15 protein-coding genes are annotated in these 12594 nt (G+C 61.8%); 6 read left to right on the top strand and 9 right to left on the bottom strand.

Annotated elements, in window-relative coordinates; genetic code table 11:
* Positions 1-39: 39 nt before the first annotated feature.
* Positions 40-957: an OmpA family protein gene (locus V3314_RS24445; protein WP_046614752.1), complete on the top strand. Its 918-nt coding sequence runs from the start codon at positions 40-42 to the stop codon at positions 955-957.
* A gap of 273 nt (positions 958-1230) precedes the next feature.
* Positions 1231-2448, top strand: a complete 1218-nt coding sequence (locus tag V3314_RS24440; protein WP_013973956.1) for an argininosuccinate synthase — start codon at positions 1231-1233, stop codon at positions 2446-2448.
* Between the two features lie 70 nt (positions 2449-2518).
* Here the strand turns inward: V3314_RS24440 and V3314_RS24435 are convergent, their stop codons facing one another.
* A complete protein-coding gene (locus tag V3314_RS24435) occupies positions 2519-3001 on the bottom strand; it encodes a hypothetical protein (RefSeq protein WP_046614751.1) in 483 nt (160 codons plus the stop codon).
* A gap of 366 nt (positions 3002-3367) precedes the next feature.
* Here V3314_RS24435 and V3314_RS24430 point away from each other — a divergent pair, with 366 nt between their 5' ends.
* Positions 3368-3988 (top strand): response regulator transcription factor, encoded by a 621-nt coding sequence (locus V3314_RS24430; protein ID WP_046614750.1) that lies wholly within the window; start codon positions 3368-3370, stop codon positions 3986-3988.
* A 43-nt stretch (positions 3989-4031) separates the two neighbouring features.
* Here V3314_RS24430 and V3314_RS24425 read toward each other — a convergent pair whose 3' ends face one another.
* The 7 genes from V3314_RS24425 to metG all read right to left on the bottom strand — a co-directional run bounded on the left by V3314_RS24425 (position 4032) and on the right by metG (position 9737).
* Complete coding sequence (locus V3314_RS24425) at positions 4032-4208, bottom strand: hypothetical protein (RefSeq protein WP_003258006.1); 177 nt, start codon at positions 4206-4208, stop codon at positions 4032-4034.
* A gap of 104 nt (positions 4209-4312) precedes the next feature.
* Positions 4313-4951, bottom strand: a complete 639-nt coding sequence (gene nth, locus V3314_RS24420; protein WP_338459739.1) for an endonuclease III — start codon at positions 4949-4951, stop codon at positions 4313-4315.
* 4 nt (positions 4952-4955) lie between these two features.
* The gene (locus V3314_RS24415) at positions 4956-5480 is read right to left on the bottom strand and encodes an Rnf-Nqr domain containing protein (RefSeq protein ID WP_046614749.1); all 525 of its coding nucleotides are present in this window, start codon (positions 5478-5480) and stop codon (positions 4956-4958) included.
* Positions 5473-6075 carry an RnfABCDGE type electron transport complex subunit G gene (locus V3314_RS24410; protein WP_046614748.1) on the bottom strand — a complete coding sequence of 201 codons (603 nt, stop codon included), beginning with the start codon at positions 6073-6075 and terminating at the stop codon, positions 5473-5475. Before V3314_RS24410 ends, V3314_RS24415 begins: the two co-directional genes overlap by 8 nt.
* On the bottom strand, positions 6072-7046 hold the full coding sequence (locus V3314_RS24405; protein ID WP_135001633.1) for an RnfABCDGE type electron transport complex subunit D: 975 nt from the start codon (positions 7044-7046) through the stop codon (positions 6072-6074). Before V3314_RS24405 ends, V3314_RS24410 begins: the two co-directional genes overlap by 4 nt.
* The gene (locus V3314_RS24400; RefSeq protein ID WP_046614746.1) at positions 7043-7591 is read right to left on the bottom strand and encodes an Rnf-Nqr domain containing protein; all 549 of its coding nucleotides are present in this window, start codon (positions 7589-7591) and stop codon (positions 7043-7045) included. Before V3314_RS24400 ends, V3314_RS24405 begins: the two co-directional genes overlap by 4 nt.
* Before the next feature lie 106 nt (positions 7592-7697).
* Positions 7698-9737 carry a methionine--tRNA ligase gene (gene metG / locus V3314_RS24395; RefSeq protein ID WP_046614745.1) on the bottom strand — a complete coding sequence of 680 codons (2040 nt, stop codon included), beginning with the start codon at positions 9735-9737 and terminating at the stop codon, positions 7698-7700.
* A 158-nt stretch (positions 9738-9895) separates the two neighbouring features.
* Between metG and apbC the strand changes: the two genes are divergently transcribed.
* Entirely contained in the window at positions 9896-10990 is a 1095-nt protein-coding gene (apbC, locus tag V3314_RS24390; protein WP_196188576.1) for an iron-sulfur cluster carrier protein ApbC, read from the top strand.
* Positions 10991-11158: 168 nt separating this feature from the next.
* On the opposite strand, the gene V3314_RS24385 is transcribed toward apbC, so the two are convergent.
* The gene (locus tag V3314_RS24385; RefSeq protein WP_003254922.1) at positions 11159-11368 is read right to left on the bottom strand and encodes a cold-shock protein; all 210 of its coding nucleotides are present in this window, start codon (positions 11366-11368) and stop codon (positions 11159-11161) included.
* A gap of 328 nt (positions 11369-11696) precedes the next feature.
* Here V3314_RS24385 and dcd point away from each other — a divergent pair, with 328 nt between their 5' ends.
* Together dcd and V3314_RS24375 are read left to right on the top strand one after the other, a co-directional pair.
* Positions 11697-12263 (top strand): dCTP deaminase, encoded by a 567-nt coding sequence (gene dcd / locus V3314_RS24380; RefSeq protein WP_046614743.1) that lies wholly within the window; start codon positions 11697-11699, stop codon positions 12261-12263.
* Positions 12264-12356: 93 nt separating this feature from the next.
* A complete protein-coding gene (locus V3314_RS24375; RefSeq protein ID WP_338459738.1) occupies positions 12357-12584 on the top strand; it encodes a hypothetical protein in 228 nt (75 codons plus the stop codon).
* The last annotated feature ends 10 nt before the right edge of the window (positions 12585-12594 follow it).

Genomic DNA, 12594 nt, shown 5'->3' with positions numbered 1-12594 from the left:
TAGCCTGCAGGTAAGCCGTCAGAATTTGTGGAGCCGCCCGTGCGCCAGCGTTACCTAGCCCTGTTGACCCTGTTCGCCAGCCTGCCGGCCGGCGCGCTGACCTTCCAGACGCGCATGGAGAACATCGCCTGGAAGGTTGAGGGTGACCAGTTCGAATGCCGGCTGATCCAGCCGATCGACGGCTTCGGCAGTGGCGAGTTCGTGCGCCGCGCGGGCGAGCAGCCGGTGTTCCAGCTGCGTTCGGACAGCAACGTTCTGGGGGCGGGCACGGCCACCTTGCTGGCAGCCGCTGCACCGTGGCAACCCGGGCGCAGCGACATCAACCTGGGCAGTGTGCGGATGGCTCGCACCGGGGTGCTGTTCAGTTCGTCCCAGGGCCAGGCCAGCCGCCTGATCAACGGCCTGCTCGACGGTCGCAGCACGGTGGTACGCAATTACGCCGGCGAGGCGGGCAGGCCGATGGAAGTGCGTGTTCTGCCGGTAAGCTTTGCCAAGGCCTACAGCGACTATCAGGCCTGTGCCGGCAAGCTGCTGCCGATGAACTACGACCAGGTGCGCCAGACCCAGGTGGGCTTCCCCGGGGGCGGCTTCGAGCTGGATGGCGCGGCCAGGGCGCGGCTGGATGTGATCCTCGACTACATGAAGGCTGACCCGACGGTGAACCATGTCGAGCTCAACGGCCACTCCGACAACAGTGGCAACCGCCTGACCAATCGCGATATGTCGCGCCGCCGGGCACTGGCGGTGGCCGACTACCTCAAGGCCCATGGCGTTCCGGAAGAGCAGATTACCGTGCGTTTCCACGGCGAGCGTTACCCATTGGCGAAGAACACCAATGCTGCCAACCGGGCGCGTAATCGTCGGGTGAATATTGAACTGGATCGGGTGACGGTAATCGAGAAGCCGGTTGAGAAGCCTGTCGAAAAGGCCCCTGAGCCAACACCTGCCAAGTCCTGAAGGCTGCGGAGCTTTCTGTAGGAGCGGCCTTGTGTCGCGATGGGCTGCGCAGCAGCCCCGGCAGTTTTCGCTGCATAGCTGAGATCCAGGGGCTGCTGCGCAGCCCATCGCGACACAAGGCCGCTTCTACACGGCATTTCATACTTTCCGACGGTAAGTCGCCCTTCCGAAACTTCCTGTCGCTTTGTCGTCAGAAGCTGTCGCCCCACTGTAAATTTATCCGTAACGTCGTTAGAATCGATCCCTTTCCGTACAACCCCGTGGAGTGATGGCATGGCGGACGTAAAAAAGGTCGTACTGGCGTATTCCGGCGGCCTTGATACTTCGGTGATTCTCAAGTGGCTGCAGGATACCTACAACTGCGAAGTGGTGACCTTCACCGCTGACCTGGGGCAGGGCGAAGAGGTCGAGCCTGCTCGTGCCAAGGCCCAGGCAATGGGCGTTAAAGAGATCTACATCGATGACCTGCGCGAAGAGTTCGTGCGTGATTTCGTGTTCCCGATGTTCCGCGCCAACACCGTCTACGAGGGCGAGTACCTGCTGGGTACTTCCATCGCCCGTCCGCTGATCGCCAAGCGCCTGATCGAGATCGCCAACGAAACCGGCGCCGACGCCATTTCCCACGGCGCCACCGGCAAAGGCAACGACCAGGTGCGCTTCGAGCTGGGTGCCTATGCCCTGAAGCCAGGCGTCAAGGTCATCGCCCCATGGCGCGAGTGGGACCTGCTGTCCCGCGAGAAGCTGATGGACTACGCCGAGAAGCACGGCATCCCGATCGAGCGCCACGGCAAGAAGAAGTCGCCGTACTCGATGGACGCCAACCTGCTGCACATTTCCTACGAAGGCGGTGTCCTGGAAGATACCTGGACCGAGCACGAAGAAGACATGTGGCGCTGGAGCGTCTCGCCCGAGAACGCCCCGGACCAGGCTACCTACATCGAGTTGACCTACCGCAACGGTGACATCGTTGCCATCGACGGCGTCGAGAAGACCCCGGCCACCGTCCTGGCCGACCTGAACCGTATCGGTGGTGCCAATGGCATCGGCCGTCTGGACATCGTCGAGAACCGTTACGTTGGCATGAAGTCGCGTGGCTGCTACGAGACCCCTGGCGGTACCATCATGCTCAAGGCCCACCGTGCCATCGAGTCGATCACCCTGGACCGCGAAGTCGCTCACCTGAAGGATGAGCTGATGCCGAAGTACGCCAGCCTGATCTACACCGGCTACTGGTGGAGCCCGGAGCGTCTGATGCTGCAGCAGATGATCGACGCTTCGCAGGTCAACGTGAACGGTGTGGTTCGCCTGAAACTGTACAAGGGCAACGTCACCGTTGTCGGCCGCAAGTCGGACGACTCGCTGTTCGATGCCAACATCGCTACCTTCGAGGAAGATGGCGGCGCCTACAATCAGGCGGACGCAGCGGGCTTCATCAAGCTCAACGCGCTGCGTATGCGCATTGCTGCCAACAAGGGCCGCTCGCTGCTCTGATAGCGGCCACGTGCATCAAGGACCCCGGCCCAGGCCGGGGTTTTTTTGGCCTGTGGAAAACCTGAGGCATTCAACGGCCGTCGTTCGCCACCTGTCCATCAAGCGTGCTGATCGATAGTTGTGCACACTGACGCCTATCCAGATTGCAAAAACGCCAGGTGCGCGCTTGCTGAGGCGGTTGGGCAAGGGCGGATAGCAATTGCTGCTCCATCATGCGATAGGCATCGGGGCCGGAAAACATGAATGTGACAGGCTCGCCCTGCAGCGCTTCGCTGGTGTTGCCGGGCATTGCATGTTTCGCCACATCGCTCTGTGTCGACTTGTTGTCATTTGCCGTCCTGTTTGACGAGGGGTCATAGAACGACTTGTAATTGAAGTTGAGCGTGAGGAAGAACAGTGCCGTCAGGAAGAATGGGAAGCCCACCAGGAACCAAGTATAGAGCTTCTGGCTGGACTCGCTGAGAAACGGCAATGTGGCAAGGGCGGAGGCTTCGATAATCCCTGCGAAGATGGCAATGATCGTCAGCGGGGCGACAGGTTGTACTTGGTGCATATGGGTCGTCTCCAGCGATTTTGCACATCTTTACCTTACGGCGTTGCTCAACTAAAGACTGGACTGTTTCCCGGGTGAGAATAATCGCTCGAAATCCTGATGGCCGCGTCTGTTCAGCGTATTTGAATCGAATATTTCCCTAAGTGTCGGCCGGTTTTCAACTGGTGCACTTTTGCAGGCCGGTGATACCGTTTATTTGGTAACAAGGAATTTGAATGTTACAAGCACATCGGTTGAGTGTAGGAAATTTCTGTAAGTGTTGTAGGTTCCATCTGTTCATATATTTCGCCGGTAAATCACCGCACCAGCCAAGCGTTGTGTAGGTTATCTTGGCGGGCCAAAGCAAAAGCAATGAATGGATATCGCATGAATAAAGTGCTTATCGTGGATGATCATCCGGTCATACGCCTGGCCGTACGCATGCTGATGGAGCGGCATGGGTATGACGTCGTGGCGGAAACCGACAACGGGGTGGCTGCGCTGCAACTGACACGGCAACACCTGCCGGATATCGTGGTGCTCGATATCGGTATCCCCAAGCTGGATGGCCTGGAGGTGATCGGCCGCATGACAACCTTCAGTCCGGGTAGCAAGGTACTGGTGCTGACATCGCAGGCACCCGGCAACTTCTCGATGCGCTGCATGCAGGCGGGGGCGGCGGGGTATGTGTGCAAGCAGCAGGAACTCACCGAACTGCTGAGCGCCATCAAGGCCGTACTGTCGGGCTACAGCTACTTCCCCAACCAGGCGTTGCATGTGTCACGTGGGAGGGGAGGAAGCGAGGCGGATATGGTCAACCGCCTCTCGGCGCGCGAGATGACCGTGTTGCAACAGCTGGCGCGAGGACGTTCCAACAAGGAGATTGCCGACAGCATGTTCCTCAGCAACAAGACGGTCAGTACCTACAAGTCGCGCCTGCTGCTCAAGCTCAATGCGCGGTCGCTGGTGGACCTGATCGAGCTGGCGCAGCGGCAAGGGTTGAACTGACCGCCAGGGCCGTAAAGCCTCCAGTCAGGAGGCTTTGCCAAGGTTACAGATCGTAGTCGAAGTCGGCCAGCTGCTTCTGCAGGCGCCTTTCTTCCAGCATATTGTCGATGGTGCGGCGCTTGCTCAGGTTGGTCTTTGCGGTTTCCACCTGGGGTTCCGCTTCGTCGTCCGCGGCAACAAAATCATCTTCGATCGACAGGTCGTCTTTATCGCTACTCATGAGTCGCTCCAAGCCAAGGGGCCATTGGCCGTCCTTATAACCAGAAAGCAGACGCCGGTAAAAAAGATTTTTTCAATCGAAACAGGTGGTTTCCAACTATCGACTCAATCGTCGGAGGTCTTGTGCTTGTACTCGCACAAGTCTTCGATCCTGCAACTGCGGCAGCGAGGCTTGCGTGCCTGGCACACATAGCGCCCATGCAGGATCAGCCAGTGGTGGGCGTCCAGCAGGTAATCCTTTGGTACGAACTTGATCAGCTTTTTCTCCACTTCCAGCACTGTCTTGCCTGGTGCAATGCCGGTACGGTTGCTGACCCGGAAGATATGGGTATCCACAGCCATTGTCGGCTGGCGGAACGCCGTATTGAGCACTACGTTGGCGGTCTTGCGGCCCACGCCTGGTAGCGCCTCCAAGGCTTCGCGGGTTTGCGGTACCTGGCTGCCATGGCGCTCGATCAGCAGCCGGCAGGCTTCGATGACGTTCTTGGCCTTGCTGTTGTACAAGCCAATCGTCTTGATGTACTCGCTCAGGCCTTCGACGCCCAGCGCATAGATGGCCTCGGGGGTGTTGGCGACCGGGAACAGGCGTGCGGTGGCCTTGTTGACGCCGACATCGGTGGACTGCGCAGACAGGGTTACGGCGACCAGCAGTTCGAACGGGGTGGTGTAGGCCAGTTCGGTCTTCGGGTCGGGGTTATCTTCGTGCAGCCTGCGAAAGATCTCCAGGCGTTTGGCGGCATTCATGAAATCAGAGCTTTCCTTGACGACGTGGTTGGGCGGGGCCCGGACGCAGGCGATTGTACAAGGCCAACAGCAGTCCGAGCAGTAGCAAGGCGCCCGGGGCCAGGCTGGCCATGTGCAGGCCGGTACCGTCGGCCAACCATTGGCGGCTGGCGCCGAGTAGCAGGCATGTGGCAAGCAGTGCGCAAAGGTGGCCGGCGAGCAGGCGCCAGCGCCCTTGATCGGGCAGCAGGTGGTCAGTGGCCAGGCATTGCAGGCACAGCAGTGCGGGATAGTGGCCGAGGGCAAGTGCCACTGGCAGCAACCAGGCACGCAGTGCCAGTTGCAGGCAACTGGCCAAGGCCGCCAACAGCAGCAGGCTGGCCAGCACATAGGTCCAGGTGGCAAGCCGCTGGCGCAGGGGCGCCAGCAACAGCTGGTGAAGGCTGCTCATCAGCACCGCACACACGCCGATGGTGGCCCCTTCGCTCAGTGTTCGGGTGGCGCCCAGCAGGGGCACCAGGCCTGCGCCGAGCAAGTAGAACCTATTCATGCATGGCGTCCTCCAGCAACGCGCTGCGCTGCTCATCGAAGTATCTCAGCGCCTCTTGCAGCGCGCCGATTACTGCTCGTGAGGTCACGGTTGCGCCAGCCAACTGGTCAAAGTCGCCCTGGTCGCGCTTCAGCGCCCAGCGATCGCCCAACTGGCGGTTGGCAAATTGCCCCAGCCAGTTCAGCTGCGGATCTCCCAGGCGTGCACCTAATCCGGGGCTCTCCTGTTGTTCGACCACCTGGCTGCCGATCAGCCGGCCGTCCGCGCTGATGGCCACGCTGAGCACGATCGGCCCGGCATAGCCCTGGGTCTGGGTGACCAGGATGATGGCGGCCGGCTTGCCCGCCAGCGTCGCCCGGTAAGCTGCCAGGATCCGGCTGTTTGGCCGCTGTGCGACGGGCCTGGGCAGCGGGTTGTCCAGGGGGTGGTTGTCGTAACTGCCTTCTGGCAGCACCGCCAGCCGCTGGCGGCTATTCAGTTGTTTCTCGGCGTCGGCGATGGCCGCGCTGGTCCAGTGTCGCCAGGCCAGGGTTGCCGACAGTGCCAGTGCCCCGGTCAGTACCAGCAGGCCGACATCACGTACCAGACGCTTCATCGTGCAACCTGCTGGCGCTGCACAGCCAGGCGTTCGAGGCTCGGCGCCATGAGGTTCATCAGCAGGATGGCGAACGCCGTGCCGTCCGGGTAGCTGCCCCAAGTACGGATCAAGTAGATCAGCAGGCCCGCCCCCAGGCCGAACCCCAGCTTCGCCCACTCCTGCCGCGGGCCGGACACCGGCTCGGTGGCAATGAAGAACGCCGCCATCATGGTCGAGCCGGAGAACAGGTGCAGCAGGGGGGAGCCGTTGGAGTCCGAACCCGAGCCATTCCAGCCCAGCAGGCTGAACAGGAGCAACCCTGCCAGCAGGCCAACCGGCGCATGCCAGCTGATCACCTTGCGTTGCAGCAAAAACAGGCCGCCCAGCAGGAACGCAAGGTTGACCCATTCGCTGCCCCACCCTCCGATGCTGCCGAATCCCGGGTGGCTGGCGAACAGTTCATCGATGGTCAGGCTGCGATTGTGGCGCAGGCCGTCGAGCAGTGTCGGCCGGGCCCAGGCATCGATCTGCTCGCCGCCGGCGAACACCAGCTGCAGGCTATCGAGCAGGCCAGGTGCCGGCCCCGGCCAATGGTTCATCTGCAACGGGAAGCTCAGCAGCACGAAGGCATAGCCGACCATGGCCGGGTTGAACAGGTTGCGCCCGACCCCGCCAAAGGCCTGCTTGCCGATGCCTATGGCAACGCTGGCTGCGACTACCGGCAACCACCACGGCGTCAGGGTCGGCAGGGCGGCGGCCAGCAGCACGGCAGTCACCAGCGCGCTGCCGTCGTTCAGCGCCGTGCTCAGCGGTTGTGCTCGCAACTTGAGCGACAACATCTCGCACAGCAGCGCGGCACTGGCGCATAGCAACAGGTTGATTAGCATGCTCCAGCCATGCAGCCAGAACAGCGCCAACAGGCCAGGTACGCAAGCCAGCAACACCAGCCCCATGCTGGTGCGTAGCCGCGGGTCGGGCTTGGCAGTCATTGGGTGAGCAGCCCGTTGAAGCCGGAAAACGCCATCGCCATTACACTGGCACCGAGCAATTCGATGGGCAGGCCGCGCATTGCCCCGGGGACGTCGGCATGATTGCTACGCTGGCGCAGGTCGGCGAACAACACCAACGCCAGCCAGAAGCCGCCGCCGGCCAGCAGGCCTTGCAGCACGGTAGCGAGCCATGTACTGTCGTCGTTTGTCTGTTGCAGGGTCAACCCCAGTACTACCGCGTTGCTCAACAGCAGCGCGGGCAGTTGCGTCACTGGCCAGCTCGGGCGCCACCTTGTCAGCAACCATGGCGCGCCCCAGGCAAGCACGGCCAGCCAGGGCAACAACAGGAACAGGGCAAGGTCCTGGGCCTGCAGCGGGGCAAGCACCCCGCGCACCAGTATTCGTGCGCCGATCATGCCCAAGGCAATGCACAGCGCGCAGGCGAGGCCGTGCACGTGGAGGTGCAGCCTGGGAAATGGCTGTTGTTGCAGGCACAGGTGATTGACCAGCGCAGCGCTGATCAGGACCAGGATGTAGTCGCTCATGAGATGACGATAGCCGGGAATCGGGGCGATTGTCCGGGTTGGCGTCAAGGTGCCGGAATCATTGTGGGAGCGGGCAGGCCCGCTCCCACAAGTACCAGCAGTTTTGTTACTTGATGCGCTGGCCCGGCTTGGCACCGCTGTCCGGGCTAAGCAGGTAGATCTCTTCGCCGCCAGGCCCGGCCGCCATGACCATGCCTTCGGACACGCCAAAGCGCATCTTGCGTGGCTTGAGGTTGGCCACCATCATGGTCAGGCGACCTTCCAGCTGGGACGGGTCGGGGTAGGCCGACTTGATGCCGGAGAACACGTTGCGGCGCTCATCACCAATGTCCAAGGTCAGTTGCAGCAGCTTGTCGGCACCCGGTACGGCCTCGGCCTTGACGATCAGCGCCACGCGCAGGTCGACGGCAGCAAAGGTGTCGAACTCGATTTCCGCCGACAGCGGGTCCTTGGCCAGCTCGCCGTTGCCGGCTGGGGCCGTGGTTTCGGAGGCCAGCAGGTCTTCCTTGCTGGCGGCGACCATGGCTTCGACCTTGGCCGGTTCGATGCGGCTCATCAGCGCCTTGAACGGGTTCAGCTGGTGGTTTTCCAGGCGTGACAGGTGGTCGTTCCAGGTCAGCGGTGCCACGTTGAGGAAGGCCTCTGCGTCGGCGGCCAGCACCGGCAGCACCGGCTTGAGGAAGATCACCAGTTGGCGGAACAGGTTGATGCCTTGGGCGCAGATGGCCTGCACTTCATCCTGTTTGCCTTCCTGTTTGGCCAGCGACCATGGTGCCTTGTCGGCGATCCAGGCGTTGGCGCGGTCGGCCAGCGCCATGATTTCGCGCATGGCACGGCCGAAATCGCGGCCTTCGTAAGCGTCGGCGATCGACGGAGCTGCCGCCAGGAAGGCTTCGGTCAGCTCCGGTGCGGCATCGCCAGCCACCATCACACCTTCGTTGCCCTTGTGGATGAAACCGGCGCAGCGGCTGGCGATGTTTACCACCTTGCCGACCAGGTCGGAGTTGACCTTCTGCACGAAGTCTTCCAGGTTCAGGTCCAGGTCATCGACGCCACGGCCCAGCTTGGCGGCGTAGTAGTAGCGCAGGTATTCCGGCTGCAGGTGGTCGAGGTAGGTGCGGGCCTTGATGAAGGTACCGCGCGACTTGGACATCTTGGCGCCGTTCACCGTCAGGTAGCCGTGCACGTTGACCGCGCTTGGCTTGCGGAAGCCTGCACCTTCGAGCATGGCTGGCCAGAACAGGGCGTGGAAGTTGACGATGTCCTTGCCGATGAAATGGTACAGCTCGGCCTTGGAGCCCTCGTTCCAGAACGCGTCGAAATCCAGCTCCGGGCGGCGTGCACAGAGGTTCTTGAAGCTGGCCATGTAGCCGATCGGTGCATCCAGCCACACATAGAAGTACTTGCCTGGCTCGCCCGGGATCTCGAAGCCGAAATACGGCGCGTCGCGAGAGATGTCCCATTCCTGCAGGCCCGAGTCCAACCATTCGGCCAGTTTGTTGGCTACAGCGTCCTGCAGCGTGCCGCTGCGGGTCCACTGCTGCAGCATGGCCTGGAAGTCCGGCAGCTTGAAGAAGAAGTGCTGGGAATCGCGCAGTACCGGAGTGGCACCAGAAATGGCCGACTTGGGGTTCTTCAGCTCGGTGGGCGCGTAGGTGGCGCCGCATTTCTCGCAGTTGTCGCCGTACTGGTCTTCGGCCGCGCACTTGGGGCAGGTGCCCTTGATGAAGCGGTCGGCGAGGAACATGCCCTTTTCCGGGTCGAAGTACTGGGTCACCGAACGGGTGGCGATGTGCCCGGCGTCACGCAGGCGTGCGTAGATCAGGCCCGAGAGCTCGCGGTTCTCTTCGCTGTGGGTGGAGTGGAAGTTGTCGAAGTCCACGAGGAAGTCGGCAAAGTCGCTGCTGTGTTCGGCCTGGACGTTGGCGATCAGCTGCTCCGGGGTGATGCCTTCCTTCTCGGCGCGCAGCATGATGGCCGAACCGTGGGCGTCGTCGGCGCAGACGTAGATGCACTGGTTGCCGCGCAGCTTCTGGAAGCGGACCCACATGTCTGTCTGGATGTACTCGAGCATATGGCCCAGGTGGATCGAACCGTTGGCATAGGGCAAGGCGCTGGTGACGAGAATCTGACGTGGCTCGGACATGGTGGCTTGGCTACTTATCTGGCGACGGGGTAAAAATGAGGTTGATCGGCCACTATAAAGGGCTGGCGAAGATATTTCACCCCGCATGCGCATCTGCTGACGATTGACGGGTTAGGATAGGCGTCTGTTTTACATTCAGTTTGCCATTGGGAGTCTCCATGAGTGCCGTCACCCGTGTCGCCGTCGAGGGCGTGCTTCGCCAGTACACCGACCCCTATCTGAACCAGGACCCGGTCAGCGCCGGCTGCGTGCGCGCCATCGATATCCAGGGCGAGCGGGTCAGCGTGCAGTTGCAGCTGGGTTATGCCGCAGGGCTGTTCAAGAACGGCTGGGCCCAGGTGCTGCAGACCGCCATCGGCAACCTCGAGGGTGTCAGCAGTGCCCAGGTGTCGATCGACTGCGTGGTGGCCGCGCACAAGGCCCAGGCTCAGGTGCCGGCCATGGCCAACGTCAAGAACATCATCGCAGTGGCCTCGGGCAAGGGCGGTGTGGGCAAGTCGACCACCGCGGCCAACCTGGCCCTGGCGCTGGCCCGCGAGGGTGCGCGGGTGGGTATTCTCGATGCCGATATCTATGGCCCCAGCCAAGGCGTGATGTTCGGCATCGCCGAAGGCACCCGCCCGCAGATTCGCGAGCAGAAGTGGTTCGTGCCGATCAAGGCCCATGGCGTGGAAGTCATGTCCATGGCGTTTCTTACCGACGACAACACGCCGATGGTATGGCGTGGCCCGATGGTTTCCGGCGCGCTGCTGCAGCTGGTGACCCAGACCGCCTGGGACGACCTGGATTACCTGGTGATCGACATGCCGCCGGGCACCGGTGACATCCAGCTTACCCTGGCGCAGAAGGTGCCGGTGGCCGGTTCGGTGATCGTCACCACCCCGCAGGACCTGGCCCTGCTGGATGCCAAGAAGGGCGTGGAAATGTTCCGCAAGGTCAACATCCCGGTGCTGGGCGTGGTGGAGAACATGGCCGTGCACATTTGCTCGAACTGCGGCCATGCCGAGCACCTGTTCGGCGAAGGCGGTGGCGAGAAGCTGGCGAGCCAGTACGGCGTCGATCTGCTGGCGTCGTTGCCTTTGTCGATGCTGATTCGCGAGCAGGCCGATAGCGGCAAGCCGACGGCTATCGCCGAGCCGGAAAGCCAGATTGCCATGGTCTATCAGGAACTGGCCCGCCAGGTGGGCGCACGGATCGTGCTACAGGAAGCTGCGGCGCCGGCGATGCCGAGCATTACCATCAGCGAAGATTGACTGGCAGACCGAGTCGCCTGCTTCGCGGGGACAGCGCAGCCTTCAAGCACCGCGCTGTCCCTGTGGGAGCGGGTTTACCCGCGAAGCAAGCGACTCGGTCTTTCGGCCAGGCATAAAAAAACCCGCCGGAAGGCGGGTTTTTTTGAAAGCTAGGAAGCTTCGATCGACTTAGGCGATCTGAACTTCTTCAGCCTGCATGCCTTTCTGGCCGCGGGTAGCGACGAAAGTAACAGCCTGGCCTTCTTTCAGGGTTTTGAAGCCGTCAGCTTGGATGGCTTTGAAGTGCACGAACAGGTCGTCGCCCGACTGAGGGGTGATGAAGCCGTAGCCTTTTTCATCGTTGAACCACTTAACAACACCGGATTGACGGTTGGACATTTTTCTGTCTCCTTGGACAATTTGATAACGGTCAGGAAAAACCCTGGCCGGGACTGAGCGCAAAGAGAGCAGAAAATTCAGCGATGGGCCGATCAGGATCGTGCATCAAACTAGAGATTCTCGGTGTCACGTGCAGCACAGTGGCGCCACCTTACCCCACTTTCCGCAACCTGCCAATGGTCAGAAGGCGCTTTACGCAAATTCGGATCGACGGCGGCTGCAGCCCCCGCCCGGCGCGGGGTGAGGCATGGAACTTTAACCTGGGCGCCGGGACCGGTAAGATGCGCGTCTCGAATTTTCACCTCGCAACTCTTCAGGACACTCCGCCATGAGCATCAAATCGGACAAGTGGATTCGCCGCATGGCGCAGGAACACGGCATGATCGAACCGTTCGTCGAGCGCCAGGTGCGCGGCGAACAGGACAGCCGGGTGATCTCCTTCGGCGTTTCCAGCTACGGCTATGACGTGCGCTGCGCCGACGAATTCAAGGTGTTTACCAACATCAATTCGGCCACCGTCGACCCGAAGAACTTCGATGCCGGCAGCTTCGTCGACATCAAGAGCGACGTATGCATCATCCCGCCGAACTCCTTCGCCCTGGCGCGCACCGTCGAGTATTTCCGCATTCCGCGCGACGTGCTGACCATCTGCCTGGGCAAGAGCACCTACGCCCGTTGCGGCATCATCGTCAACGTCACCCCGCTCGAGCCCGAGTGGGAAGGCCATGTGACGCTGGAGTTTTCGAATACCACCACGCTGCCGGCGAAGATCTACGCCAACGAAGGTGTGGCCCAGATGCTGTTCCTGCAGTCCGACGAAGAATGCGACGTGTCGTACAAGGACCGTGGCGGCAAGTACCAGGGCCAACGCGGCGTCACCCTGCCGCGTACCTGAGCCGACGAGCGCGGGGAATTCCCCGCGCCTTTGGCACTCCAACTGGATAACGCCGGTGCGCATGATGCGCAGCGGCCTTGTCAGGAGCAGCCAATGAAACTCCACCCCGCAATCAGTGCCAAGCTGGCAGTTCTGCAGCCCAACCACGTCGGGTTGCTGCCATGGTCACTGCTGGCACACCCGCTGCCCATGCAGGCGGGCGGCGTGCCCCACCAGCCTGACCCGGATACCCCGCAACCGCCGGAGCCCGGTGAAGCACCACCCATGGAACCGGGCGAGCCAACCTTGCCTGATGAGCCTCCTCCGGCGCCTGTAGCCTGAATGACCTCGG

Origin of the sequence: Pseudomonas sp. TE3-3-F2023, assembly GCF_036784815.1 — a bacterium.
Taxonomy (GTDB): domain Bacteria; phylum Pseudomonadota; class Gammaproteobacteria; order Pseudomonadales; family Pseudomonadaceae; genus Aquipseudomonas; species Aquipseudomonas pudica.
This window is presented reverse-complemented; position numbering and strand designations above follow the sequence as displayed.

Excerpts from the sequence above, each read along its gene's own strand:
- V3314_RS24440 (WP_013973956.1), top strand. The coding sequence starts at position 1,231 with ATGGCGGACGTAAAAAAGGTCGTACTGGCGTATTCCGGCGGCCTTGAT.
- V3314_RS24435 (WP_046614751.1), bottom strand. The coding sequence starts at position 3,001 with ATGCACCAAGTACAACCTGTCGCCCCGCTGACGATCATTGCCATCTTC.
- V3314_RS24430 (WP_046614750.1), top strand. The coding sequence starts at position 3,368 with ATGAATAAAGTGCTTATCGTGGATGATCATCCGGTCATACGCCTGGCC.
- V3314_RS24425 (WP_003258006.1), bottom strand. The coding sequence starts at position 4,208 with ATGAGTAGCGATAAAGACGACCTGTCGATCGAAGATGATTTTGTTGCC.
- nth (WP_338459739.1), bottom strand. The coding sequence starts at position 4,951 with ATGAATGCCGCCAAACGCCTGGAGATCTTTCGCAGGCTGCACGAAGAT.
- V3314_RS24415 (WP_046614749.1), bottom strand. The coding sequence starts at position 5,480 with ATGAATAGGTTCTACTTGCTCGGCGCAGGCCTGGTGCCCCTGCTGGGC.
- V3314_RS24410 (WP_046614748.1), bottom strand. The coding sequence starts at position 6,075 with ATGAAGCGTCTGGTACGTGATGTCGGCCTGCTGGTACTGACCGGGGCA.
- V3314_RS24405 (WP_135001633.1), bottom strand. The coding sequence starts at position 7,046 with ATGACTGCCAAGCCCGACCCGCGGCTACGCACCAGCATGGGGCTGGTG.
- V3314_RS24400 (WP_046614746.1), bottom strand. The coding sequence starts at position 7,591 with ATGAGCGACTACATCCTGGTCCTGATCAGCGCTGCGCTGGTCAATCAC.
- metG (WP_046614745.1), bottom strand. The coding sequence starts at position 9,737 with ATGTCCGAGCCACGTCAGATTCTCGTCACCAGCGCCTTGCCCTATGCC.
- apbC (WP_196188576.1), top strand. The coding sequence starts at position 9,896 with ATGAGTGCCGTCACCCGTGTCGCCGTCGAGGGCGTGCTTCGCCAGTAC.
- V3314_RS24385 (WP_003254922.1), bottom strand. The coding sequence starts at position 11,368 with ATGTCCAACCGTCAATCCGGTGTTGTTAAGTGGTTCAACGATGAAAAA.
- dcd (WP_046614743.1), top strand. The coding sequence starts at position 11,697 with ATGAGCATCAAATCGGACAAGTGGATTCGCCGCATGGCGCAGGAACAC.
- V3314_RS24375 (WP_338459738.1), top strand. The coding sequence starts at position 12,357 with ATGAAACTCCACCCCGCAATCAGTGCCAAGCTGGCAGTTCTGCAGCCC.